Raw genomic sequence first — 24,322 nt, 5'->3', positions numbered from 1 at the left:
TTCAGCCTTCAACTTCCGGTTCTTCTGCCGCTGCTTTTTTACCCTTTTCCGGTGCTGGCTTTTTAGGCGGGGCAATCATGGAAAAGGACTTGGGCTTGCTATACAGGCGGGCAACATAAAATACCAGAAAAAAATATAAAACAAGTACAACGGTAACAGCCCAAACTTCCCAGGAAGTGAGTACCTGGGGTAACAATTGGAGTAGTTCCTGCAAATTCATCCGCACTGGCCCTCGATAAAGATCACTCTAAGCACATTAAAACTGATAGCCCCAAATTTCTAAAAATGAAATGAGGGCGTCAGGAGATTTTTGGGATGCAGCTTGATGCAACGCTTCAGGATTCTGCACTATTTTGTCCAGTGTTTCCGCGTCCCACTGAATCTGTTCTAGATAAGTTAGACTTTTATCCGTATCGGAAGTAAAGACCACATAGTTAATGCCTTCCAAAAATATATCCCGTCCGCGGCCAAGCAGTTTTTTCCGTTCTCCAATGGTGGGCGGCACATATTCTTGATCAGATTTAATGAGGGAAACAAAGATTTCTCCCGCGGGAGTACCTAAAAGGCCGGGTAAATTGGTCACAAAACCTTCGAGCTTGTGCTCCATAATAGCAATCCGCTTTGGATCCCGGTCCACATCTATGCCCCGATGCTTAAGCAAGGCCCGGTGCATTTCGTTGGTAATGCCATAATGAGCCCATAGATCTTGATAGGAGTGGATAATAACTCCCAGCAAATAGAGGGCATCCCGCTCTTTTTTCACATCAGACTGGGCTGAAGCAAAAAGGCTCCGGAGCCGTATAAACCAGCCATCCATAAACTGGAGATAGTCTAATAAAGCTTTGGCTTCTATCGATCGTAATTCCCGGGGAGATAGAGCCTTTGTATAGGAAAATGATGGAGTCTGGGCATGGGGATAAAGGGGACCGAAATAAAATGAATCTATGTCTCTGCTCGCATCAGCCATGAGATCTGCTGCATAATAATGGTCCCAGGTATAGGTTTTAAGCCCCCATACTGGCATGGTAAATTTTAATGCGGTATTGCCTGCCTTTGCTACATACGTTTTTTGCAAAGCCTGAGAAAGACTTGCCATATGAGACCCAGGATCATTAGAAAAACCCTCAAAGCCAAAAAGAGGTATGTTCAGAGAAACAATACACCATACAATGCTTATTACTTTTTTCATTTCCTCGCTCCTGTCGCCATTGTATCATGGGTTCATCTTAAAAAAAAGAAAATCGGGAGAGAAGATCGGGAACTTTCTCTTTAGCCAGGGCAAAGAGGGCTTCAAATGCTTGCACAAGCAGTCCAAAACTTAAGCCTGACACAATAGACGCGAGCAGTTCAGTCCGCCGATCCCGTTCTTCGCTAGCCGATCCCCACCGTGAAATTATTTCGACCAGGATCAGCATTACCGCAATAAAAAGAGCCAGCGATGCGGAATAGTATAATAAACCTCGAGAACGGACATAGCGGTAAAAAGCATCGGATAAAAAGAAAATGCCCGATGAAAGAATACCTCTCCAATAGGAGACCATATATTGTCTTCTATGCACCCCTCTACCTGCCATAGACAGGGCAAGGATTGATAGGATGACCACAATGGTACCCAGGGAAACGCCTGAAAAGAGAGAACTGCTCAGTGTTTTATCCAGAATTGTGAGGGTTACTTCAGCTTTGGATACCACTGGATCAAGGGGATGCAAGGTGGCTTGGATAAAAGCCAGCACCGATACTATGAGCATAACAGCAATACAGAAAAGTATGAGTTGAGATAAAAAGCGCTCAAGCCGAGTTTTTGGTTTTTTCTGTTTCATAAGGTCTACTCCATAAGAAGGGTTTTAAATTTTTCTTGATTTAAGACAGTAATAGTTCTGCCGTCGATTTTCAATATTCCTTCGCTCACCATTTCAGATAGTTCCCGGGAAAGGCTAGGCCGGGCTACGGAAAGGTATTCAGCAAGTTTTTCCTTAGGAAACGGCAGGGTGTAAGTACCCTGTTCCAAACGATCTGAGAGAAAAACCGCAATACGCCTGCGAAGACTTGAAAATTCAAGAAGCTTGAATTTTTCTGCAAAGAGGGATAGTTTTCCGCCAATTTCGGTGAGAAAGTTAATAAGAAAGCGGCGGTTTTTCTGGCAGAGATCCAGAACTGTCTCCAGGGGTAGTACGAGAATTCTGCAGTCCGATTCAGCGAGGACTGTTACGGGCAAAACCTGCCGGGGAGCAAAGAGTATGGCGGGAGCGATCGGGTCTGGCGCTTCAATGCTTTCTATAAGAACAGACTTACCATTCTCATGGTCCATAACTGCTTGTACTGAACCTTCTAAAAGAATATGAAGTTCGTTGTAGCGGCTCCCCGCAGAAAGTACCACAGACTCCTTTTGCTTTGAAATTATCCGGTAGGAGACTGCTTCGAGCATATCCCGGAGAACAAGCACATCCATACCGCGGCAGAGGGAAGAAACAGAAAAACTCAGTAAATCCTGTTTTTGCATACCAAGACCATATTACCGAAAGTTTAGGTTTATCGCCAGGTTTATTGCCAACCAAATAAGCCAAGCCTACAAGGCTTGCGACAGGCAAGCGGGTAAATCCGAAAGGGATTCAAGTACCAGGTCTGGAAGCAGATCCCTGCAGAGAGGATTATCTTCCCGCAGTCTCAAGGAATTTCGGTCTCCCGCAAACAGGGCTGCACGCATACCCACATTTTTTGCGCCATACACATCGTTGAGCATGTCGTTACCTACATAGAGACATTCATCAATCTGATAGCCCTGTTTTTTTAGTGATGAAAGAACGGGCTCAAACAGCTCAGGAGCTGGTTTTGCCCGGCCAAAATGGTATGAATAGGCAATAAGGACCTCCGAAAAACCCAGTTGTTCCGGAGCTGCGCTAAAAAAAGCTTTGAATAAGAGGGGCGTATAAAACTGCGCGTTGGAAACTATACCCAAGGGGAGCCCGACTTCCCGGAGCTGCTGAATACAGTCCAGGGCTCCCGGCATGGGAAAAGCGGGATTATGGTCAAGTTCGTAACGGAGGGCATATTCAAAACTTGTTATATTCTGAGGACGGCCAGGATAAGAGGCCCAGATTTCATCAACCTGCACCTCTGGATAGGGGGTCTCAGCAAAAAGTTCGAGATGCCTCTCAAAGACTGCACGCTGGAAATAGGACGCTGCCTGTACATCGCCGCTCCCAGCTGGGGCAGCACGGTTTACAGTTACTTCAGTCCCTATATCCCCCGCCCGGGAAGAAAACAGGGTTCCGTATATATCAAACAAAACAACCCTAATACCAGAGAGGGGACGTTGTTTCGTACGAACGAAAGCGCTTGAACGGAGAGCCTGTAAGCGGTCAGGAAGTTTTTCCGGCTTCAGCACGGTTTGAGTAGAAGTACTGCGGCGGATCAAGTCGAGGAGTTTTGCCTCCAGATCAGGACTCAGGGATGAACTGTTCATCGGGAACCGGCTCCCCATTTGGATTGCTGAGTTAAGTTAGAGGGACTTTTTCGGGAAATGCCGACTGGATAGAGCTTAAGGGGATCCAAAAACAAATCCAACAGCACCGTTTTTGAGACCCTATGCTGGACCTTAAGACTGGTGACCCTGGTATAAGCCATTTGGAGCTGGTTCAGGGCATGTTCCATACTGTAGTGGAGCAGTACGAGCTCCTTGTTGGTTTGTACAATATCATCATGGTCACTGATATCCCAGCTGCAAAGGCTTTCTAAAAAGGGATTCACATCAATAATATCCTGACGGGCGATAGAATTTGAAGCGACCATTTTGATGATATCCATCTGGAGTTCCTCATCCAGTTTTCCAAAATCAAAAACTTCCCGGGAAAAAATGTCGTCCGTTAAGGTTTTGAGCGTATGAGGTTCCAGGTCAAGATGGTATGCTTCATAGGTTTCTACCAGCGCCTGCTCTAATTTTTTACGGAGCAGAGGCGGCGACAGGTATGCCATGGGGATATCAAGAGAATCATACAGGTGGGGAAAGCTAATTCCGTCCCGTTCAAAATCGGTGCAAATATAGGCAATACGGCGGCCAATGACCGGAACATCCGCGGTCCAGGGCTCTAGGAATGAAAAACCAAAGCCTTCTTTTACCGATGTGGTCAATGCCGCTTGGGCGCTCCCCATAATATCCTGTATCGGTTCCTTAAGTCCTATTTCAAATTCTACCGGGAGATGCAAGTCCTGGGCCAAGTGTTTCCAGAATTGGTAGTAGGGCTGGTCGGGGCTGGTTGGAGCAGGAGGCAGGGTAACGGCAACGGTGGTTCCTTGCGGGATGAAAAGGGACAAGAGCAGGGCTTCACCCAGGTTTTTGCGCCGTATGGCCCGGACAGGATATACAAAACGATGTCGTTTAAGTTCCCCTGTCCATTGCAAAGGAGCTACCGCATTGGGCAAGAGATGGAGGCCTTCCTTCTGCAATCCTGAACGATGGAGAAACGAATAATCCCTGCGATTAATAACACCGTAGTGGCAGTTAGCTGGATAATTCTGATCCGCCGTATACACATCGGGCCTGAAATCTTCGGCAAAATCATGGTTATGCAAAAGCAAGTTCAGTCCCTCTTTTTGGAGATCTTCCAAGGCAGGCAAAAGTAAAGAGTTTTTCCGTAAAAGCGGATTATGTACATGAAGTATGTCCGCAGTCCGTCCCCACTGCTTTTGCATGGCATCGAGAATCCCCTGGGCGAGGGTGTGAGGGTTTTCTTCGGAGGGCAATGCTCCCGTCCTTTCGGAACGGACCACATCATAGGCAAGGAGCGGTACGAGGGCAACAGGAATTTCGCCCGTTTCAGAGGGGCTCTCTCCGGTAATCAGCAGGACCTGGTATCCTGCCTTTTTAAGCAGCGCAGCTTGATGACGTATCACAGAAGAAACGCCACCCCGGAGCAGGTGATAATGAAGTAAGGCTATATACATCGGTTGCTCCTTGTACCTTTTATTGTAAGGTAAAAAACTGAATATTACAACAAAAACAGAAAAACAACTTGCAAGACCACTTCATATAGTGTATATATAGTCAGAAACAACACTACCGGTATAGTATGTGATTCAATAAAGAGGAAGAGTCCCATGAAAATTGACCGTCTGTTTACTACCGCTGAATCGGGCCCCTATGAGGGCATAACCTGGGAAAAACGGAAAAGCGAAATCCGCAACCCCGACGGCCGTCTTATTTTTTCGGAAGAGACAGTTATCGTTCCGTCCTTCTGGAGCCAAATAGCGACCGATATTATAGCTCAAAAATATTTTAGAAAAGCCGGAGTTCCAGCTGATAAAGCTCTGGACTGGAAAAACTGGGTCCCAAAACAAAAAGGAAAATCAAAGGGGAGCGAAGATCCGGGGGACCGCATTCCCCTGGACGGAAGCGAACACGATGCACGCCAGGTTTTTCACCGGCTTGCCTATACCTGGATGGATTGGGGGCGGCAAAGCAAGTATTTTGATACCGAAGAAGACGCCCGAGCCTTTTATGATGAACTGTGCTACATGCTGGCCCACCAAATGGCAGCCCCCAACAGTCCCCAGTGGTTCAACACGGGGCTTTATGCAGTGTACGGTATCGATGGCCCCGCCCAGGGACACTATTATTTCGATCCCCTTGAGGGAAAGCTTAAAAAGTCCGACAGCGCCTACAAGCGGCCCCAGCCCCATGCGTGCTTTATCCTATCCATAGAGGACGACCTCGTGAATGAGGGGGGCATTATGGACCTAATTACCCGAGAGGCCCGGCTTTTCAAATACGGCTCTGGTACGGGTTCCAACTTTTCAAAGATCCGGGGGGCTAATGAACGGCTTTCCGGAGGGGGTGTATCATCGGGGTTGCTTTCATTCCTCAAAATCGGAGACCGCTCTGCTTCGGCGATTAAATCAGGCGGTACCACCCGCAGGGCCGCCAAAATGGTTACCCTGGATGCGGACCATCCGGATGTGGAAAAATATGTTGAATGGAAAGCCGAAGAAGAACACAAGGTAGCCTCCATGGCCACCGGTTCTGTTATCATTAAAAAACACCTTGATGGAGTTAAGAAGGCAATCCAGAGCTTCCGCGGCCCCGATGAGGACCGCTTTAATGCCCTTAAAAACCATGAACTTGCAGCAGCCCTCCGGGCCGCCCTGCGGGACCAGATCCCGCCCACCTACCTGTACCAGCTGTTGCGCCGCCTTGAGCAGGGAGACGACACGGTTAATCCCGCAGTCTTTTCCACCGCCTGGGACGATGAGGCATACAACACCGTTTCGGGCCAGTCGTCCAACAACAGCCTGCGGGTCACCGACGCATTTATGCAGGCCGTGCTTGACGACGCAGACTGGCAGCTTACCGGCCGGACCGATAAAAACATGGTCAAAACCATTAAGGCCCGTAAGCTTTGGGACCAGGTAGCCCGCTCGGCCTGGCAATGCGCCGACCCGGGGCTCCAGTTCCACACCACCATCAACGACTGGCACACCTGCCCGGCGGGGGGTGAAATCCGGGCATCGAACCCCTGTTCGGAATACATGTTCCTGGATGATACGGCCTGTAACCTTGCATCCATCAATCTGCTCACCCTGTATAACCCTGAAACGGGGACCTTCAACATACCAGACTACCTCCATGCCATCCGCATCTGGACCATGGTGCTTGAAATTTCGGTAGTCATGGCCCAATTCCCCTCCCCCCAGATTGCCCAGCTTTCCTACGAATACCGGACTCTGGGTCTCGGCTATGCTAACCTGGGAAGCCTCCTCATGGTGATGGGCCTTGCCTACGACTCCAAAGAAGGCCGCGCTGTGGCGGGGGCACTCTCGGCCATGCTGTCTGGGGAAGCTTACAAGCAATCGGCCCTCATATCTAAGGAATTCGGCAGTTTCCTCCGGTATCCAGAAAACCGTGAAGCCATGCTACGGGTCATCCGGAACCACCGCCGGGCAGCCTACAACGCCAAGGCTGAAGAATACGAAGGGCTCCACACCATTCCTGTAGGCATCGATGAATCTTCTTGTCCGCAGGACATGCTTGAAGCGGCCCGGAAAAGCTGGGACGAGGCACTGGAACTGGGTACCCAATACGGATTCCGTAATGCCCAGGTTACAGCCATTGCTCCCACGGGGACCATCGGGCTCCTCATGGACTGCGACACCACCGGCATAGAACCGGACTTTGCGCTCGTCAAATTCAAGAAACTTGCCGGCGGGGGCTACTTTAAAATCATCAATCAATCGGTTCCTCCGGCCCTTAAAGCCCTGGGGTACGATCAAAAAGATATTGATGAAATCATCGCCTATGCTCTGGGGCACAAGACCCTTGCGAATGCCCCCGGTATATCCCTTGCAGCCCTGAAAGAGAAGGGCTTTACTGAGGAAACCCTTGCAAAAGTGGAAGAGGCAGTCAAAAGCGCCTACTCGCTGGAATCTATTTTCAGCCCCTGGATTATCGGAAAGGATTTTGTGGAACAGACCCTGAAAATTCCCGAATCGACCTGGTCCCTGCCGGGTTTTAGCCTCCTCAAACACCTGGGCTTTAGCGCCGAAGAAATTGAAGTGGCGGAAACCTATGCCTGCGGCACCATGGGGGTAGAGGGTTCTCCAAATCTCAAACCAGAACACCTGAAAGTCTTTGATACCGCCACCCCGTCGGGCAAAAACGGCAAACGATCCATTTCCTGGACTGCCCATATCGAAATGATGGCCGCAACCCAGCCCTTTATTTCTGGCGCCATTTCCAAAACTATTAACATGCCCAACAGCGCCACCTATGAGGATGTCAAAGGAGCCTACATGCTGTCCTGGCGGAGGGCAATTAAGGCCGTAGCCCTGTACCGGGACGGTTCCAAACTATCCCAGCCCCTCTCATCTTTTGCGCCGGGCACGGATCCGCTGGCGGATACACTTATCGCCCTGCAAAAGGACCTGGATGGTCCTTCCGATGGGGGAAGCGCTTCCCGCGGCAGCACCGCTAAGGCAGACAGCATCGCAGGAATCTTCGGGCCAGAAGGAAAGAAACTTACCAACAAGTGGGACCTGCGGGGAGTACGAAAACCCCTGCCTAATCGCCGGGCAGGCTATACCCAGAAGGCAAAAATCGGCGGCCACTCCATCTTTATCCGCACCGGAGAATACGAAGATGGAAGCCTGGGCGAGATTTTCCTTGACATGCACAAGGAAGGCGCCGCCTTCCGAAGCCTCCTTAACAGCTTTGCCATCGCCGTTTCATTAGGGCTCCAGTACGGAGTCCCTCTGGAAGAATATGTGGACGCCTTTACCTTTAGCCGCTTTGAACCCAACGGCATGGTCCAGGGGCATGATTATGTTAAAATGGCCACCAGCGTCATTGACTATATTTTCCGGGACCTGGCCATCAGCTACCTGAGGCGCACTGACCTGGCCCAGGTAAAGCCCGAGGATCTCATCGCCACCGGGACAAAGTCGGATAACGGCAACGGCCACAGCAGGGCCAGTGCGGGCTTCCGGCCCCACCAGGCGGAACGGATCGAAACCGCTGAGGCAGCAGCCCAGGACAGCACCGAAGAAGCGTCCCTTGCAGCGCCGGTCTTGTCAGAAATGTCATCAGCCGTAGGTTCGCTATCCGCATCAACGCCTGCCGCCGCTTCGGCGAATGAACAAGGCGCTGCGGGGCTCGTGGACGTACAAAGGAATGCCAAGGCAAAACTGGAGCAAGAGCAGGCCATAAAAATCGCCCAGGCCCGGGTCAAGGGCTACGAAGGAGACCCCTGCCCTGTCTGCGGCTACTTTACCCTGGTCCGAAATGGCACCTGCCTCAAGTGCGACACCTGCGGCAGCACCACCGGCTGCAGCTGATTACCTAGCCCCGGCCCTTGCGCCGCCGGGGCGTTCTGTCCTATGATTGAGCCATGGAATGGTTAGCTTCGTTAGGCCCCGTGCCCCAGGCCCTGGTAGCCACACTCTTTACCTACAGCGTTACCGCCCTGGGTGCGGGCACAGTTTTTTTCTTTAAATCGATAAATCGGAAAGTGCTGGACGCCATGCTCGGTTTTGCCGGGGGCGTCATGATTGCCGCCAGTTTCTGGTCCCTGCTCCAGCCGGCTATAGAGCTTTCAGAAGCCATGGGAGGCTCTCCTTGGATCCCCGCCGTTGTGGGTTTCCTTATGGGAGGGCTTTTTCTCCGGATTGTAGACCGGATCCTGCCCCACCTTCATATAGAATACCAGCGGAGCGAAGCTGAGGGTATTAAAACAAACTGGCAGCGGTCCGTACTGCTTGTGCTGGCTATCACCCTCCACAACATACCTGAAGGGCTTGCGGTCGGAGTCGGTTTTGGCGCAGTCGCGGCGGGTATTCCCTCGGCGGGCCTAGCAGGCGCAGTGGCCCTCGCCTTAGGTATCGGCCTCCAAAACTTTCCCGAAGGGGCTGCTGTTTCCATCCCCTTACGGAGGGACGGTCTCAGTCGCCGTAAAGCATTTTGGTATGGCCAGTTATCGGGGGCAGTTGAACCTGTGGCAGGAGTAGCAGGAGCTGCCCTGGTCACGTTGATGCAGCCCATACTCCCCTATGCCTTGGCTTTCGCTGCCGGTGCCATGATTTATGTGGTGGCCGAAGAAGTCATTCCCGAATCCCGCAGGGAAGGGAACGAACATATTGCCACCCTGGGCCTCATGCTTGGATTTGCGGTCATGATGGCCCTTGACGTGGCCCTTGGCTAATAAGATTGATGAACATTCAGCGGAAAATTCCCTGCAAGGCTTGCGTTATCGATATAATTAGTGCAATATGGGTGCAAATAGGAGCAAACCCATGAAGTTAGTTTTTCTCGGACCGCCCGGTGCCGGAAAAGGCACCCTGGCCGCAAAGGCTGTAGAACTTCTGCAGATACCCCATATATCCACCGGCGCTATCTTCCGGGCCGCCATTGCCGCCCGTACCCCCCTTGGCATTAAGGTCAAGGAAATTATCGATGCGGGCAAACTGGTGGATGACGAAACAACCATTGCCCTCGTGAGGGAACGGCTCGCCGCAGAGGATGCCCAAAAGGGCTATATTCTGGATGGTTTTCCCCGCACCATAGCCCAGGCAGATGCCCTGGACAGCTTCTCTAAGGTGGATAGGGTTGTCAACTTTGACATTCCCGATGGGGCGGTTATTGAAAGGCTTTCGGGTCGTCGGGTTTGCAAAAACTGCGGCGCCAATTACCATATACTGTTTACAAAACCCAAAACAGAGGGCCGCTGCGACCTCTGCGGCGGAGAGCTCTACACCCGGGACGACGACCAAAGCGATGCAATCCAGAGGAGGCTCGAAGTATACCGGGCCCAGACGGCCCCACTTATCGAATACTATCGAAGAAAAGGGCTCCTGGTAGATGTAGATGCACGGCCTGCGGTGGACCAGGTTATCGAAAACTTCCGCAAAGCCCTGAAGCTGTAAGTTCCCCGCAATAAGCAATCGTAAAACCAATTGCAAAAGTAACCGACTTTTGCAATTGGCTCACTTATTTCATTATTGCATGTTTACAATGCCGGGGCCTTAGTTTTCATGGTACCGTGGAACTTGGCCCCGGAATAATTGGAATACTCGGAATACTTACGTGTCGGTCCTGGCTTTCCTGGGCAAAATAGTTTTCCAATACCCACATCATACCCCGTCTTTCGGTCTCCCGCCCCAACAGGGTCCTCACATGGTGAGCCCAGGTTAGGTTTTCGCAGAAATACAGGAAAAACTTTTTCGAGCGGCTTTCAAAATACTCTGGTGGCTGGTATAGCTCGAGCAGTTCAAGAAACCGGTCCGCTACCGCAAGGAGGTCGATATCCCTGGGTTCGGCCGTTGCAAGCTCGGCCGTTGAAGGCTCCGCCATTACATGTTCCGCCTGTTCCAGGGCCCGGGCCTCGGCGAATATCCACGGGGCACGAACCGCAGCTCTGCCAACCATAACCGCATCACAGCCGCTCCGGGCCCGGTGGACCAATTGACTCGCATCTTCTATGTCGCCGTTGCCGGCTACGGGAATTGAAAGGGCCTCTTTAACCACCTCCACGGCGGTCCACCGGGCCCGGCGCTTCAGCTTTTCCTTGCTGGTCCGCGGATGAACCGTAATCAGGTCCACACCCTCCCGCTCAAGTCCCCGGCAAAAATAGACAAGACGGTCCAGATTTTCATCGGACCCAAGCCGCAGTTTTACGCTGAACCGATGGCGCCGGATCGCCTTACGCAGCTTTCCTGCCAGGGCGAAAGCCTCATCCGGATGGTCCATCCACCATACCCCTGCCCCAATCCTCACAATCTCGGGAGCCGAGCAGCCCATGTTAAGGTCTATACCCCGGCAATCCCGCTCATCAAGCAGGGCTGCAGCCTGGGCAAGGACCTCAGGATCGGAACCGACAATCTGGTACACCAATTGTTCCGGGACCGGCCCGGCATCAAGGTAGTAGGATTCCAAGGGATTAGCCGCAAGCAGGGAAGGAGCACTCAGCATTTCTGAAAAATATTCATCGCAGCCGCCGAATTCATAAATGAGCTGCCGCAGAGCCCGGTGGCTCAGGGCAGCGAGAGGAGCAAGAACAAAGGGTACCGACATGGGCTGAATGTAGCATAAAGACCTCTGGATAAAAAAGGGGCATACCGACAACATACACCTTTGCGCTTGAATTAACGGGGAACTTAGGTTATAACAGAAGCAGGAGGATACCGCATGATTGCTAAAAGCGATATGCCCAGTATCAACGAAAAGGAACCTGATGGCATAAAACCGGACGGAACTCCCTATCGGGTACTCATTATAGACGATTCCATGTTTATTGCTAAACAGCTGGGACAAATCCTTACATCAGAAGGCTTTGAGGTAGTGGGGACAGCTACTGACGGTGTGCAGGGAATTGAAAAATATAAAGAGCTCTTTCCCAACATTGATCTGGTTACCATGGACATTACCATGCCGGTCATGGATGGGGTTTCAGCCCTGGAAAAAATTTTGGAATTTGATAAAAATGCCGTGGTTATTATGGTGAGCGCCTTAGGCAAGGAAGACGTGGTTAAAAAATCTTTGCTCTTAGGCGCAAAAAGCTATATTGTTAAGCCCCTGGACCGAAAAAAGGTTTTGGAACGGGTTGTTTCGGTTTTAAAAAAATAAAGAATGAGCGGTTACCTGTAGTTTTAAGTAACCGCAATCAATCGCAAAGCCAGTTTCAATGTGATGAAGAGCCATTAACAGGCGGGGCTGCGGAGGGGCGGTTCCGCCTATTTCTTTTCATGCCTATAAAAAGCATACCCGTTTTTGTTTTCCCGTTTAATTTCATACATAGCCTCGTCGGCCCGGTGCAAAAGATCATCTGCCAGCTTCCCATCCCGGGGGTATAGGGCTATACCGATAGAAACACCCAGTTCACAGGGAGTATTGTTCACTATTACCGGATTTCTGAGGGCATCCAAAAGTTTTTCTGAAACAATAGATGCTGCCTGGGGGTCATCTAAATCGGTGAGGAGGGCAACAAATTCATCGCCCCCTACCCGGGCAATAACGTCCATGGCCCTCAGGGCATTTTTAAAACGGTGGGCGACCTCAATAAGCGCCAAATCCCCCGCATGATGCCCGAATCGATCATTTATAGGCTTAAAATTATCCAGATCCATAAAAAGGACCGCCACCAGAGTTGAATGCCGGGCGGCTCTTAAAATTGCCTTTTCTAGCAATTCTCCCAAAAGGAGCCGGTTTGGAAGACCCGTAAGACCGTCATGGTTTGCAAGGCGGCTCACTTTTTTGGTGAGCTGTTCCAAAGCATCCTTTTCGGCCTGTAAATCCTGGTTAAGCCGGAGGAGTTCATCATGGGTGCGGCTGTTTTCCATGGCTATGGCAATAAAAGTGCTGACAGAACGGAGCAGTTCCCCATCTTCGTTGGTATAAGCGCCGGTCTTCATACTCTGGACACTTAAAGCACCGACCACTTTTCCACCCACTAGAAGCGGAGCATACATCATCGATTTTGTTTTTCGTCCGCCCAAATGGGTTGGATTTTTAACATATTGAGCATACTCTGCATCAATATCATCGAGCTTAATAAACTCCTTGTGCTTAACAACATAGGCGGCAAAGCTGTCCTGGCTGTCAGCGGCAATGGTAAAGGGTTCATGTATGGTATCATCTTCTAAAAAAAGAATAAAATGTATCTGGTCATGGATTTCATCATATTGCACAAGGGAAAATCCAGAAGCATCCATAAGATGCATAAGGCTTGCATGGACAGTTTGGGCAATAACCTGGATATCCAGTGAAGCGGTGACGACCTTGGCAATTTCCATAACCGCCTTGAGCCGCTGATTGCTCTGTTCAAGCTCTTCCTTGTGTTTTCGAAGTTCCACGTTCCGAAGCCGGTAAATCTCCGCTTCGTTTTTTGCCCGTTCAAGTTCAAAAAGAATTTCTGCATCCTTTTTGCTTTGGGCAATCTGTTCTCCCGATAAGTCTTCCTGATATTTATGAAACTGTTTATAATCTTCTAGCGCGGAAGCACTGTCGCCGCTTAGCTCAAACGCAAGGGACCTCAGACGGTATGCTTCGGTAAGGATGGGAATAAGCTGGTTTTTAAGGGCATCCTGTATAATTCCGTTAAGCGCTTCGATAGCTTCGAGATAGATATCCGATTCAATCAAAAGCAAGGCTTGCTCTAGTTTAAGATCAAGCAGTACCAAATTTTGCTTGGACTGTTTTGCAAGATCCAGGGCTTCAAACAAGAGGTCTCCGGCTTTTTTTCGGTCCCCTGTTCTTCTATATGCGACAGAAAGCCCCTTAAGAATAAAAAGCAAAGATCCCTTATCTTGATTCTGTTCTGCACAGCCTAGGGCTAATTCAAGGTATTCTATCGAATTACTGGTTTCACCAATTTCTAAGAACGCCAGGCCTAGGTTAGAAAACAGCCGGGCCTGTAGCTCAAGAATGTCCCGTTTATTGTTCTGCTGGTTATCCTGAATAGACTCGTATTTTTTAAGGCTCGACGCGGCTCGCATAAAGTATTCCAGCCCCTGGTGCACTGCCCCGGCTTTAAGCAGTACTTCGCCGATACGGTTCGCGGCCTTGGTCTCCAATAGGGGATACTCGCCTTCTTTTGCAATTTCCAGGGTCTTTGTTGCATCCTCCAGAGCCTTATCCAGAGCGCCCTGCTGTATGAACAGGGCTGATTCAATCACAAACGATTCAGCCAATCCCTCTATGTCCCGATATTTCTGGAACAGTTCAATAGCTTTTCCGATGGCCTGTTTTGCGCTTTCAAAATCGGTAATCTGAAATGATGCTTTCGCTTGTATTAACAGCGCCCAGCCTTCTCCCTTTTTATAGTGTATAGCCCTGCTTTGCTGCAAAAGCAGCTCTGACTGGGAGAGCGCAGATGAAGGTTCAGTATTGCATAGTCTCCAGGCGGCTAAAAGTTCATTTTTTAAGGATTCAATCTGTTCCGTTTTTTGATTTTGTTCCATTCCGCGTCCTTCATTAGTACTATATGCTATTTAGCCCCGTGTTGCAAATAGAGCCTTGCAACAGCGCCTTTTTTTGTTATACTTAGAACCGAAAATCCATTACCCACATAAATGAGGAACCTATGAAAGCATATGCTATTTCCGATTCCGTTTTTTGTCTTCATGCAGATATAGAAACAAACGATTTGTTCGAAGGCATTTGGCCCATTCCGCAGGGGGTTTCCCTGAATTCTTACATAGTTCGGGGCGATAAAATAGCCCTTATCGACCTGGTCCGGGACTGGACTAACGCTCCAAAACAGCTTGAAGCTGAACTTAGTTCGCTGGGTATTTCCTTTAAAGATATAGATTATCTTGTTTTGAACCACCTGGAACCGGACCATACGGGCTGGCTTGGGGAGTTCAAAGCTATCAATCCAAACATAGAGATTCTGAGCACCGCCAAGGGTGTCGAGTTAGTCAAGAGTTTTTACCATGTTGCGGACAATCTGCGGGCGGTTAAGACTGGCGACAAGCTCGACCTCGGCAAAGGCATGGTGCTCGAGTTCTTCGAGACTCCTAACGTCCACTGGCCCGAAACAATGATGACCTGGGAAGCAAAATCGGGGACTCTCTTTAGCTGCGATGCATTTGGATCCTTTGGAGCCCTGGGAGACCGGGTTTTTGACGATCAGTTCAGCATCGAAGAACATGCCTTTTACGAGAAGGAAAGCCTTCGTTATTACGCAAACATAGTGGGTTCATTCTCCATATTTGTAGACCGGGCGGTGAAAAAACTTGAGGGGCTCCAGATTCGATGTATTGCCCCAAGCCATGGTATTGTCTGGAGAAAGGAACCCCTTAAAATTGTTGAGCGGTACCTGAAATATGCCACCTATACAAACGGAAAACCGGAAAAAGAAATCGCCATAGTCTGGGGATCCATGTATGGCAACACCAAACAGGGCCTTGATGCGGTGATTCGCGGCATCGAAGCAGAGGGAGTCCCCTACTCTATCCACCGGGTACCCAATGAGGATGTGTCCTATGTGCTGGCCGATACCTACAAGAGCGCAGGCATTGTCCTTGCCATGCCCACCTACGAATATGCCATGTTTCCGCCCATGGCTTATGTCATCGATATTCTGAAGCGCAAACATGTGTACAATAAGCAGGTGCTTCGCATCGGCTCCTGGGGCTGGGTCGGCGGTGCAAAAAAGGAATATGAGGCCGCTATAGCGGACCTGAAGTGGACGTCCCTTGAATCCCACGAGTGGCCCGGAGCACCAACCGAAGCGGACCTTAAAACACTGGAAGAACGGGGCCGGGCTTTGGCTCGGGCAGTAAAAGCCCTTTAACAAGAACACTTATATGGTTTAGGTGCTTCCAATTGATGATAGAAAAAACGACAGTGATCCGTATGCTGGAACAGCGGCGGATACCATTCAGTGTTTTAGAGTACCCGGTTGATGAGGAAGACCTTTCCGCAACCCATGCGGCGGAGCTTTTGGGGCTTGATGCAGACCGGGTATTTAAAACCATAGTCCTGGTGGGAGAACGGACAGGGTACCTTGTCTGTGTGGTCCCCGGTACCTGCGAAGTAGATCTTAAACGGGCAGCAAAAGCCGTAGGAGACAAGGCGGTGCGGCCCCTCCCGCTGCGGGACCTCGAAGCGGTAACCGGCTATATCCGCGGCGGCTGTTCGCCCCTGGGTATGAAAAAAGCATTTCCAACTTTTATTGATGAAACCGCCCTTATGTTCGACACCATCTCAGTAAGCGCAGGCCGACGGGGGCTTCAAATTATGATTGCCCCTCAGATTCTTGCGGAACTTGCGGGGGCTGTATTTTTGCCGCTTATTGAATAATTCATTTGATGAGCTTAAAAGGCTGTTTCTAGGAATAGAAAACGCATTTTTTTATTTTTCATTACAAAAAAAACCATAAAATAGCAGATTTTATTTCTTTTTGTTTCCTATTTTTTAATCACCCCCTTGTATTTTCTGCATGCTAAACATATTATCCAGAAAACACCCCTGGAGGTTCCATGAAACGCAAAGCAAGCAGTGTCCGGCTCAGCGCCCGGCTCGTGCTGGAAGATGGATCGGAATTTATTGGATGGTCCTTCGGAAAAGCCCGCTCCCAGGCTGGAGAAGTGGTCTTTACAACAGGAATGACAGGTTACCCCCAATCATTGACAGATCCCAGTTATCGAGGCCAAATCCTCGTAGCTACCTACCCCTTGGTCGGCAATTACGGGATCCCCCTGGACAAGCAGGGCAACATGATACTGGATGAATGGGGAATACCGGTACACTTTGAATCCAACCGTATTCAGGTTGCAGGCTTTGTAGTGGCAGATCTCTGCGAAGAACCGAGCCATTTTGCAAGCCAGACCACCCTTTCTAATTGGATGGAAAAAAATAATGTGCCTGGTATTTATGGGATCGATACCCGCTCCCTTACGGAACGGCTGCGGGAGCATGGGGTAATGCGGGGCAAAATCTTGGTAGAAGGAAACCGAGAGGTAACCTTTGAATCAGGCGACATAAGCCATCCGGTAGCGGAGGTTTCGCCAAAGGAAGTGCGGCGCTACAGCCCCCTCAGCCCCCTCAGCCCCCTCAGCCCCCGCAGCCCGGGAGACAGCCCCGTTCCGCGGATTGCCCTCCTGGATTGCGGAGCCAAGGCAAACATTCTCCGGGTCCTGCTTAATCGAGGTGTGGAGGTCATCCGGCTACCATGGAACCACGACCTCTCTGGCATTGAATATGACGGGCTTTTTCTTTCCAACGGCCCCGGAGACCCCAAGGCCTGCGGTAAAACGATTGCAACCATCCGCACCGCTTTGAATGATACGCGGCCCATATTTGGCATTTGCCTCGGAAACCAGCTCATGGCCCTGGCTGCGGGGGCCGACACCTATAAGCTCCCCTATGGGCACCGGGGACAAAACCAGCCCTGTATAGAAGTGGGAACCGAACGGTGCTATATCACGAGCCAGAACCACGGCTATGCGGTCAGGGAGGATACATTGCCCCGGAATTGGCGAGCATGGTTCGAAAATGCAAACGACGGCACCGTGGAAGGAATCAGGTCCGAAAAGGGATTCTTCCGGGCAGTGCAGTTCCATCCCGAAGGCTGTCCTGGGCCGCGGGATACGGAATTTCTCATCGATCAGTTTATCCAGGATGTCCGCCAGTACATGGCAGGGGGTAAGAAATGAACAAAACCGCTGTTCATCAATATAAAAAAATACTGGTCTTAGGATCCGGGGGCCTCAAGATTGGACAGGCCGGAGAATTTGATTATTCGGGGTCCCAGGCGCTCAAGGTCCTTCAGGAAGAGGGTATCCAGTCGGTACTTATCAATCCGAACATAGCAACAATTCAGACCAGCGAAGGGATGGCTGATGCAACCTACTTCCTGCCCGTTACCCCCGAATATGTCAGGCAGGTAATAGAAAAAGAACGGCCCGACGGCATCTTTCTTTCCTTTGGCGGACAAACAGCCCTAAACTGCGGGGTGGCCCTGGCTAAGGATGGTACCCTGTATAAATACGGGGTAGAAGTGCTCGGCAGTCCGATAAAGGCTATCGAGGATACGGAGGACCGGCAGCTTTTTGTAGAACGGCTCAACGAGATCGGAGCTAAAACACCCCGGAGCATCGCCACAACCAGCACCGAAGCAGCGGTAGAAGCGGCTCGCCAGATTGGCTACCCTGTCATGGTGCGGGTCGCCTATGCTCTGGGCGGGGCCGGTTCGGGGCTTTGCAAAAACGAGGCGGAGCTACAGCGCCGCTGTGACCGGGCTTTTGCCCATGCGCCCCAGGTTCTCGTGGAAGAATGGCTTGGGGGCTGGAAGGAGATTGAATACGAGGTTGTCCGAGACCGGTTCGACAACTGCATTACGGTCTGTAACATGGAAAATTTCGACCCCCTGGGAATACACACCGGAGAGAGCATTGTGGTGGCACCATCCCAGACCCTCACCGACTCGGAGTATCATAAGCTGCGGAGGATCGCCATTGAAGTTATCCGGCACCTTGGTATCGTGGGGGAATGTAATATCCAGTATGCCCTGGACCCCTATTCAGAGGATTACCGGATTATCGAAGTAAATGCCAGGCTTTCCCGCAGTTCCGCCCTGGCTTCCAAGGCAACGGGCTACCCCCTGGCTTTTGTGGCGGCAAAACTGGCCCTGGGATATTCCCTGGTGGACATCGAAAACCGTATTACCCGGGCTACGAAAAGCTGTTTTGAACCCGCCCTGGACTACTGCGTAGTAAAAATCCCCCGCTGGGACCTCACTAAATTTAAAAACGTGGACCAGCGCATTGGTTCGGAAATGAAGTCCGTCGGAGAGGTCATGTCTATTGGACGGACCTTTGAAGAAGCCCTGCAAAAGGCTATCAGAATGACCGGCATCGGAGCTCCTGGGCTTTCGGGAGAAGACCGGCTTTTAGGTACCGATTTTAAGGATCTCAAGGAAGCTCTGGCAAAGCCGACGGACCGCCGTCTTTTTGCCATATACCGGGCTTTGGATTCTGGCTGGTCGGTGGATAAAATTCACCGGATCACCAAAATAGACAAATGGTTTCTCTATAAAATAGCGGCGGTACTGGAAACAGAACGAAGCCTGAGGGCGCTCCGGGGCCCGCAGACTGCGGGATCAGCGGGAGTTCCCGACCGGGCCTTACTTGCCCAGGCTAAACGGCACGGTTTTTCCGACAGCCGTATTGGAGAAATACTCGGACTTCCGGAAGAACGGATCCGCAGTCTCCGGGATGAATACCGGCTTAAGCCGGCGATTAAGCAGATCGACACCCTGGCTGCCGAATACCCTGCCAAAACCAATTACCTGTACATGACCTACGGCAGCGCTACCAATACCCAGGCGGCACCGGCCGCCCTGGCCATGAACGATGTGCTTCCGGCCAACCGGGGAGTCATGGTGCTTGGTTCTGGGCCCTACCGAATCGGAAGCAGCGTGGAATTTGACTGGTGCTGTGTTAACGCGGTGCAAACCGCCCGGAATGCGGGGCGCTATACCATTATGGTGAACTGTAACCCAGAGACCGTATCTACCGATTATGATGTCTGCGACAGGCTTTATTTCGAGGAACTGAGCCTTGAACGGGTGCTGGATATTTACGAGTATGAACGGCCTGAAGGGCTTGTACTATCCATGGGAGGCCAGATCCCGAACAACCTGGCCATGAAGCTCTACAAGGCGGGTACCATTATACTCGGCACACGGCCCGACTCTATCGACATGGCAGAAAACCGGCATAAATTTTCAGCCCTTCTGGATGAGCTCGGTATAGAACAGCCTGAATGGAAGGAGCTTACGGACACCGAAAGCGCCAAAGCCTTTGCTGCCAAGGTGGGCTATCCGGTTCTGATCCGGCCAAGCTATGTACTGTCTGGAGCGGCCATGAATGTCGCCTGGGACGATGAAAGTCTTGAAAACTATCTGGGACTTGCTGCGGAAGTTTCAGCCGAACACCCGGTGGTCATTTCCAAATTTGTAGAAAACTCCAAGGAAATCGAGGTAGACGCGGTGGCTAAGCGGGGAGAAATCCTCTTCCACGCCATTACGGAACACATCGAAAACGCCGGGGTCCATTCAGGGGATGCTACGGTGGTACTGCCTGCCCAGCGGCTTTATATCGAAACAATCAGGAAGATCCGAAAGATTACCGCCCGTATTGCCCAGGCTCTGGACATTACCGGCCCCTTTAACATTCAGTTTTTAGCCCAACGAAATCGGGTACGGGTTATTGAATGCAATCTCAGGGCCAGCCGGAGCTTCCCCTTCTGTTCAAAGGTGAGTCGGGTCAATATGATCGATATGGCTACCCGAGCCATGCTGGACGAACCGGTGCAGAAAGCCCCCTCTTCTGCCTTGGACCTGGAATGGGTAGGCGTAAAGGCTGCCCAGTTCAGCTTCTCCCGGCTCCATGGCGCAGACCCGGTTACAGGGGTAGAAATGGCATCTACCGGAGAGGTGGGTTGTATCGGCACCGATCTGGACGACGCGTTCCTCAAGGCGATGCTCTCCGTAGGCTACCGGATACCCAAGAAAAAGATACTCCTTTCCACCGGTCCCATCGAAGACAAGGTAGACTTTCTGGATTCGGCCCGGAAACTGGTCGAAATGGGCTATGAACTTTATGGGTCCCGGGGTACCGTTAAATTCCTAGAAGCAAACGGTGTACCGGCTTCAGCGCTGAACTGGCCGCTGGAATCCAAGGAACCCAACATTGCCACCATGATAAAGTCCCGGGAAGTGGATATGGTCATCAACATACCTAAGAACAACCGACAGACAGAACTGAAGAACGACTACCTGATACGGCGCCTGGCGGTGGACTTTGACATTCCCCTCTTTACCAATATCAAGGTGGCCCGCCAGTTTATCGATTCCCTGGTGTACAAAGAACAGCGGGGATTAGAAATCAAGGCTTGGGAAGAATACCGGTAGCAGGAGTTTCTTGCGGCACGTCAAAGCGTTCCCGATACTCGGGTATGGAAACCATGGCGGGCCGCTCGATGCTCGGAATTTCTGTTTCTATAAGCCGGTGGGAATCGCCCTGATTTTCCAGGCTGATATGGTAAGCCCCTAGAGTCTTTAGCAATTGGGCATCGCCGTACTGGCCCGCCCGTTTGAAAAAGGTGTTGAGAATTCCATAGCTCATTTTACCCAAAGCCTGGGTGGTCTGGTTCCGGTGAATCCGGATATCCAGATCCACCTGGGCAAGGCTTTTTATACCAAATTGATGATAAATATCCAAAAGGTGACCCAGCTCTACCCCATAGCCGACTGAAAACGGCAGGGTTTCTAAAAGTTTCCTCCTTCCCGCATATTCGCCAGACAGGGGCTGAATGAGTGCCGCCAGTTCGGGATAAAAAAGCGAGAAGAGGGGCCGCACCAATATTTCCGTGACCCGGCCGCCCCCTGAGGGCTTAAGGTCCCCGCTGGACCGTATAGGCCGTTCGTAAAAGGCTTTGACATAGCCGATGGAGTCATCTTCTAAAAGGGGACCAACGAGGGCATAAACAAATTTCGGCGAAATATTAGCAATATCCGCGTCCACCCAGACAATAATGTCTCCCTGGAGCACATACAGGCTCTTCCAGAGGTTTTCGCCCTTGCCGCGGTAGGTGCCGTAGGTGGGCAGAATGTTTTTAGATTGATATACCTTTGCGCCGTACCGTTCAGCGATGGTCCTGGTCTTGTCCTGGGACGAGGAGTCTATAACAACGATTTCATCCAGCAGGGGGTATCGATCCATAAGTTCGGTACGGATCACCAGAATCTCCTTTCCTATGGTGGCCTCTTCATTTAAGGTGGGAAAGGCGAGGGATATTTTAAGTCCTTTTTTTTCTTTTAAAGCCACAAGCCGGTCTATGTCCGCAAAGCGGGAGTGGTGCCAGGTCCTGTTTAATAGAGAATCGCTCTGTATCATGAAAGATTTCCTTCTTTTGTTAACTTTTCCAGCATGGTAAAGAGGAGTTTCCTACCCGCCTCAAGGCTTTCTACCTCAATCTCGTCCTGTTCGAGTCCTATATGTCCCCGAGCCATGCCTAAGACCATGGCAGGAATATTCTTAGTGGTAAAATAGGACACAGCAGAAACTGCGGGTTTTTCCCGTATCTTGATATGCAGGTCCTTCATAATCCCCGCAGCCAGCTTTGTTAGTTCCTGATTAGGCTCGGCCTTGCCCACTGGAATAGAACTCACTACCTCGACCTGGGCTTTTGCCTTGTATTGGGCAGCACTTTTTTCGGCGGTTGCTATTGCAGCCTTCATGGCCATTTCCAGCACCGCTGAATCGGACGAATAGAGCTCAATTTCTGCCAAACCTTCCGTGGGATGCTTTCCAAACCCAAAGCCTGCCTCTATGCGGCTTATTACAGAATTGGTTTCGCCCTTTTCATCCCATTGCACGAGAGAAAGGCTCTGGGCCAGTTGGGTGATGGCATCTACCGCAGAATACCTGCTTTCTGCATCCTCTGAATCTTCCAATGTAAGGTGTACACGGATCTGATAGGTACCCTTGTAGGAAGTATTAAGAACCCCAAGAGAAAGGCCCCGGATTGAAAAAACTGCCGCAGGGCTTGTGTCAGAACCTTCGATAAGACTGTTATACAGTTCCACAGGAACTTTTCCCGATGGCGAGGCGGTAAAAAGTAAAAGGACATCCCTATTGCACCGGAGGGAACCGGTCTTCATAGCCTCCGCAACAGCCAGCAGGGTTGCCGGACCGATTGCGTCAGCCAAGCCAGACCCATAGGCCTTTTCCGTATCCAGACTCCCCAAACTTGCCGTGGGATGCCAATGTTCACTCGGAAGAGCTGCGACAAGAAGTATTGGCTTAACATCTTCTGCGATTGTACAGGGAATGCGGGCCAATAGGTGCCCTGCATCGTCCAGAGTACTTTGCACGCCCAGACTTGCAAGCCGCTCTACAATAAAGATTGATCGGGCCTCTTCCTTTTCAGTGGGAGAGGGAATGCCGCTTAATTGCATTGCATCAGATAAAATCCGTTCTGCCAGGGGATGTTGAGCCTTCTTAAGGGACCTTAAAACCGTTTTTGATGCCCTTACCAATTTCTGATAAGCTGCGGTTAAGGTATCTTTTAATTTTAAAAAAATATTCATAGTACCCCCTTTTACTGTTTTATAGTATAATGCTCCAAAAGTAAACAAAAACAGGAGAAATGATATGACTACGAAGGCCCGCGATATCGGGAGACTGTTTTCACCTTTGCAAGTAGGTTATATTGCCGATTGTGTTGAACCTCTTAGTGCCGGTTCTGAAGCAGGCTGGGCCCTGGAGCTCCTTTCTGACCGGCCAGAGCTTGAAGTACTTCCTATCGAGCGGGACGGGGCAGTCCTCGGGGTGGTTCCACGGCATGTTCTCGAAGAGATTGTTGAATCTACCTGGAAACGTTTCTGGCAGAAAGACCTGGACGCCTATGTCATTCCGGCCCGCAAAACCGTAGAGGCCACCGATTATGTGGACCGTATTGTGGCCGAGGGCCTCAAGGAAACCCAGGGCGATGATCCAGGATGGTACATAGTCCAGCACCATCGCAGTTACCTTGGAATCGTAAACTTACGGCAAATGCTGGAGCACCTTAACGAAATTCGAGCCCAGGATCTCAGACGGGCGGGAGAAATACAGCAATACCTTTTAAGCAAACCCATCCCGGAGGATCCACGGTACAGGCTCATATTTTATAACCGCATGGCCCACGAAGTAGGCGGCGATTTTTATCGTGCTGCCCGGATCGGCCCCAACAGGTACCTGGTCGCATGCTTTGACGTGGCAGGTAAAAACATTTCTGGTTCCCTCGCAACAACCGCATTGGGAGCCTTTTTTGCAGCCTTTAAATTATTTGCCTATGAAGGAGATCCGCGCAAAACCACGGGGCTTATTAATGCCATGATTAAGGAAGTGAATCCCGATGATGTATTTGTTGCCGCCGTACTCTTCTATATCGATTTTGATGCAAACTCTGTGGAAGTTCACAACTGCGGTTTCTCTCCGGTTCTCGTTTTTATTCCCCAGGAAGAAGAAAAGAAAATCGCTTGTAAAATTGCCCGGCCAAACCTACCGCCCCTGGGTATCGAAGAAAAACTCGTGAACGAAGCGCCAATTTCACTCCCCATCGTGAAGGGGCTCAGAATCACCGCATATTCCGATGGTCTAACCGATATGACCGATCCCTTCGGCGAACGCTACGGAGAAGAAAAAACCATTGAACTTTTGAGGGGACTATATAAAACACCCCTCTCTGAAATATCGCAACGGATCGATGAGGAAGTAAATCGCTGGATCGGTGAATCCCATCTGGCCGATGATATCACCATGGTGGATATCCGTTTTTAACATTCCC

The 24,322-nt window shown here is 50.7% G+C and carries 19 protein-coding genes; 9 read left to right on the top strand and 10 right to left on the bottom strand.

Going from position 1 to position 24,322, the window contains the following annotated elements; genetic code table 11:
* Window position 1 precedes the first annotated feature (1 nt).
* From Q7P68_RS00600 to Q7P68_RS00575, 6 genes are all read right to left on the bottom strand, one after another.
* Entirely contained in the window at window positions 2-220 is a 219-nt protein-coding gene (locus Q7P68_RS00600; protein WP_304221491.1) for a hypothetical protein, read from the bottom strand.
* Between the two features lie 36 nt (window positions 221-256).
* Entirely contained in the window at window positions 257-1,189 is a 933-nt protein-coding gene (locus Q7P68_RS00595) for a hypothetical protein (protein WP_304221489.1), read from the bottom strand.
* A 37-nt stretch (window positions 1,190-1,226) separates the two neighbouring features.
* Complete coding sequence (locus Q7P68_RS00590; protein WP_304221487.1) at window positions 1,227-1,820, bottom strand: hypothetical protein; 594 nt, start codon at window positions 1,818-1,820, stop codon at window positions 1,227-1,229.
* Window positions 1,821-1,825: 5 nt separating this feature from the next.
* Window positions 1,826-2,500, bottom strand: coding sequence for a Crp/Fnr family transcriptional regulator (locus Q7P68_RS00585; protein WP_304221485.1), 675 nt, complete (start codon window positions 2,498-2,500; stop codon window positions 1,826-1,828).
* A 66-nt stretch (window positions 2,501-2,566) separates the two neighbouring features.
* Window positions 2,567-3,463, bottom strand: coding sequence for an HAD family hydrolase (locus Q7P68_RS00580; protein ID WP_304221482.1), 897 nt, complete (start codon window positions 3,461-3,463; stop codon window positions 2,567-2,569).
* On the bottom strand, window positions 3,460-4,941 hold the full coding sequence (locus Q7P68_RS00575) for a glycosyltransferase family protein (RefSeq protein ID WP_304221479.1): 1,482 nt from the start codon (window positions 4,939-4,941) through the stop codon (window positions 3,460-3,462). Before Q7P68_RS00575 ends, Q7P68_RS00580 begins: the two co-directional genes overlap by 4 nt.
* A 153-nt stretch (window positions 4,942-5,094) precedes the next feature.
* Between Q7P68_RS00575 and Q7P68_RS00570 the strand changes: the two genes are divergently transcribed.
* From Q7P68_RS00570 to Q7P68_RS00560, 3 genes are all read left to right on the top strand, one after another.
* Complete coding sequence (locus tag Q7P68_RS00570; RefSeq protein ID WP_304221478.1) at window positions 5,095-8,823, top strand: vitamin B12-dependent ribonucleotide reductase; 3,729 nt, start codon at window positions 5,095-5,097, stop codon at window positions 8,821-8,823.
* Between the two features lie 53 nt (window positions 8,824-8,876).
* Window positions 8,877-9,686: a ZIP family metal transporter gene (locus tag Q7P68_RS00565; RefSeq protein WP_304221476.1), complete on the top strand. Its 810-nt coding sequence runs from the start codon at window positions 8,877-8,879 to the stop codon at window positions 9,684-9,686.
* A gap of 91 nt (window positions 9,687-9,777) precedes the next feature.
* Window positions 9,778-10,407 carry an adenylate kinase gene (locus Q7P68_RS00560; protein ID WP_304221473.1) on the top strand — a complete coding sequence of 210 codons (630 nt, stop codon included), beginning with the start codon at window positions 9,778-9,780 and terminating at the stop codon, window positions 10,405-10,407.
* Window positions 10,408-10,513: 106 nt separating this feature from the next.
* Here Q7P68_RS00560 and Q7P68_RS00555 read toward each other — a convergent pair whose 3' ends face one another.
* Window positions 10,514-11,554 (bottom strand): tRNA dihydrouridine synthase, encoded by a 1,041-nt coding sequence (locus tag Q7P68_RS00555; protein WP_304221470.1) that lies wholly within the window; start codon window positions 11,552-11,554, stop codon window positions 10,514-10,516.
* A gap of 114 nt (window positions 11,555-11,668) precedes the next feature.
* Here Q7P68_RS00555 and Q7P68_RS00550 point away from each other — a divergent pair, with 114 nt between their 5' ends.
* On the top strand, window positions 11,669-12,106 hold the full coding sequence (locus tag Q7P68_RS00550; protein ID WP_304221468.1) for a response regulator: 438 nt from the start codon (window positions 11,669-11,671) through the stop codon (window positions 12,104-12,106).
* A 107-nt stretch (window positions 12,107-12,213) separates the two neighbouring features.
* Here Q7P68_RS00550 and Q7P68_RS00545 read toward each other — a convergent pair whose 3' ends face one another.
* A complete protein-coding gene (locus Q7P68_RS00545; RefSeq protein ID WP_304221465.1) occupies window positions 12,214-14,439 on the bottom strand; it encodes a sensor domain-containing diguanylate cyclase in 2,226 nt (741 codons plus the stop codon).
* 122 nt (window positions 14,440-14,561) lie between these two features.
* On the opposite strand from Q7P68_RS00545, the gene Q7P68_RS00540 reads away from it, so the two are divergent.
* From Q7P68_RS00540 to carB, 4 genes are all read left to right on the top strand, one after another.
* On the top strand, window positions 14,562-15,776 hold the full coding sequence (locus Q7P68_RS00540; RefSeq protein ID WP_304221462.1) for an FprA family A-type flavoprotein: 1,215 nt from the start codon (window positions 14,562-14,564) through the stop codon (window positions 15,774-15,776).
* 35 nt (window positions 15,777-15,811) lie between these two features.
* Window positions 15,812-16,285 carry a Cys-tRNA(Pro) deacylase gene (gene ybaK / locus Q7P68_RS00535; protein WP_369695291.1) on the top strand — a complete coding sequence of 158 codons (474 nt, stop codon included), beginning with the start codon at window positions 15,812-15,814 and terminating at the stop codon, window positions 16,283-16,285.
* 179 nt (window positions 16,286-16,464) lie between these two features.
* The gene (gene carA / locus Q7P68_RS00530; RefSeq protein WP_304221460.1) at window positions 16,465-17,640 is read left to right on the top strand and encodes a glutamine-hydrolyzing carbamoyl-phosphate synthase small subunit; all 1,176 of its coding nucleotides are present in this window, start codon (window positions 16,465-16,467) and stop codon (window positions 17,638-17,640) included.
* Window positions 17,637-20,900, top strand: a complete 3,264-nt coding sequence (carB, locus tag Q7P68_RS00525) for a carbamoyl-phosphate synthase (glutamine-hydrolyzing) large subunit (protein WP_304221458.1) — start codon at window positions 17,637-17,639, stop codon at window positions 20,898-20,900. The genes carA and carB overlap by 4 nt, the downstream gene beginning before the upstream one ends.
* Here the strand turns inward: carB and Q7P68_RS00520 are convergent.
* Together Q7P68_RS00520 and Q7P68_RS00515 are read right to left on the bottom strand one after the other, a co-directional pair.
* Window positions 20,875-21,885: a glucosyl-3-phosphoglycerate synthase gene (locus tag Q7P68_RS00520; RefSeq protein WP_304221456.1), complete on the bottom strand. Its 1,011-nt coding sequence runs from the start codon at window positions 21,883-21,885 to the stop codon at window positions 20,875-20,877. The genes carB and Q7P68_RS00520 overlap by 26 nt on opposite strands.
* Window positions 21,882-23,081 (bottom strand): zinc-binding metallopeptidase family protein, encoded by a 1,200-nt coding sequence (locus Q7P68_RS00515; RefSeq protein ID WP_304221453.1) that lies wholly within the window; start codon window positions 23,079-23,081, stop codon window positions 21,882-21,884. The genes Q7P68_RS00520 and Q7P68_RS00515 overlap by 4 nt, the downstream gene beginning before the upstream one ends.
* A 64-nt stretch (window positions 23,082-23,145) precedes the next feature.
* On the opposite strand from Q7P68_RS00515, the gene Q7P68_RS00510 reads away from it, so the two are divergent.
* Window positions 23,146-24,315, top strand: a complete 1,170-nt coding sequence (locus Q7P68_RS00510; RefSeq protein WP_304221450.1) for a PP2C family protein-serine/threonine phosphatase — start codon at window positions 23,146-23,148, stop codon at window positions 24,313-24,315.
* The last annotated feature ends 7 nt before the right edge of the window (window positions 24,316-24,322 follow it).

It is taken from the genome of Gracilinema caldarium (assembly GCF_029265695.1).
GTDB lineage: Bacteria > Spirochaetota > Spirochaetia > Treponematales > Breznakiellaceae > Gracilinema > Gracilinema caldarium_A.
The sequence above is the reverse complement of the archived record's forward strand: the minus strand, read 5'-3'. Positions and strand labels throughout refer to the sequence as shown.

Bases quoted from the DNA above. Each gene is read 5' to 3' on its own strand.
- Q7P68_RS00600 (WP_304221491.1), bottom strand. From the start codon at position 220: ATGAATTTGCAGGAACTACTCCAATTGTTACCCCAGGTACTCACTTCC.
- Q7P68_RS00595 (WP_304221489.1), bottom strand. From the start codon at position 1,189: ATGAAAAAAGTAATAAGCATTGTATGGTGTATTGTTTCTCTGAACATA.
- Q7P68_RS00590 (WP_304221487.1), bottom strand. From the start codon at position 1,820: ATGAAACAGAAAAAACCAAAAACTCGGCTTGAGCGCTTTTTATCTCAA.
- Q7P68_RS00585 (WP_304221485.1), bottom strand. From the start codon at position 2,500: ATGCAAAAACAGGATTTACTGAGTTTTTCTGTTTCTTCCCTCTGCCGC.
- Q7P68_RS00580 (WP_304221482.1), bottom strand. From the start codon at position 3,463: ATGAACAGTTCATCCCTGAGTCCTGATCTGGAGGCAAAACTCCTCGAC.
- Q7P68_RS00575 (WP_304221479.1), bottom strand. From the start codon at position 4,941: ATGTATATAGCCTTACTTCATTATCACCTGCTCCGGGGTGGCGTTTCT.
- Q7P68_RS00570 (WP_304221478.1), top strand. From the start codon at position 5,095: ATGAAAATTGACCGTCTGTTTACTACCGCTGAATCGGGCCCCTATGAG.
- Q7P68_RS00565 (WP_304221476.1), top strand. From the start codon at position 8,877: ATGGAATGGTTAGCTTCGTTAGGCCCCGTGCCCCAGGCCCTGGTAGCC.
- Q7P68_RS00560 (WP_304221473.1), top strand. From the start codon at position 9,778: ATGAAGTTAGTTTTTCTCGGACCGCCCGGTGCCGGAAAAGGCACCCTG.
- Q7P68_RS00555 (WP_304221470.1), bottom strand. From the start codon at position 11,554: ATGTCGGTACCCTTTGTTCTTGCTCCTCTCGCTGCCCTGAGCCACCGG.
- Q7P68_RS00550 (WP_304221468.1), top strand. From the start codon at position 11,669: ATGATTGCTAAAAGCGATATGCCCAGTATCAACGAAAAGGAACCTGAT.
- Q7P68_RS00545 (WP_304221465.1), bottom strand. From the start codon at position 14,439: ATGGAACAAAATCAAAAAACGGAACAGATTGAATCCTTAAAAAATGAA.
- Q7P68_RS00540 (WP_304221462.1), top strand. From the start codon at position 14,562: ATGAAAGCATATGCTATTTCCGATTCCGTTTTTTGTCTTCATGCAGAT.
- ybaK (WP_369695291.1), top strand. From the start codon at position 15,812: ATGATAGAAAAAACGACAGTGATCCGTATGCTGGAACAGCGGCGGATA.
- carA (WP_304221460.1), top strand. From the start codon at position 16,465: ATGAAACGCAAAGCAAGCAGTGTCCGGCTCAGCGCCCGGCTCGTGCTG.
- carB (WP_304221458.1), top strand. From the start codon at position 17,637: ATGAACAAAACCGCTGTTCATCAATATAAAAAAATACTGGTCTTAGGA.
- Q7P68_RS00520 (WP_304221456.1), bottom strand. From the start codon at position 21,885: ATGATACAGAGCGATTCTCTATTAAACAGGACCTGGCACCACTCCCGC.
- Q7P68_RS00515 (WP_304221453.1), bottom strand. From the start codon at position 23,081: ATGAATATTTTTTTAAAATTAAAAGATACCTTAACCGCAGCTTATCAG.
- Q7P68_RS00510 (WP_304221450.1), top strand. From the start codon at position 23,146: ATGACTACGAAGGCCCGCGATATCGGGAGACTGTTTTCACCTTTGCAA.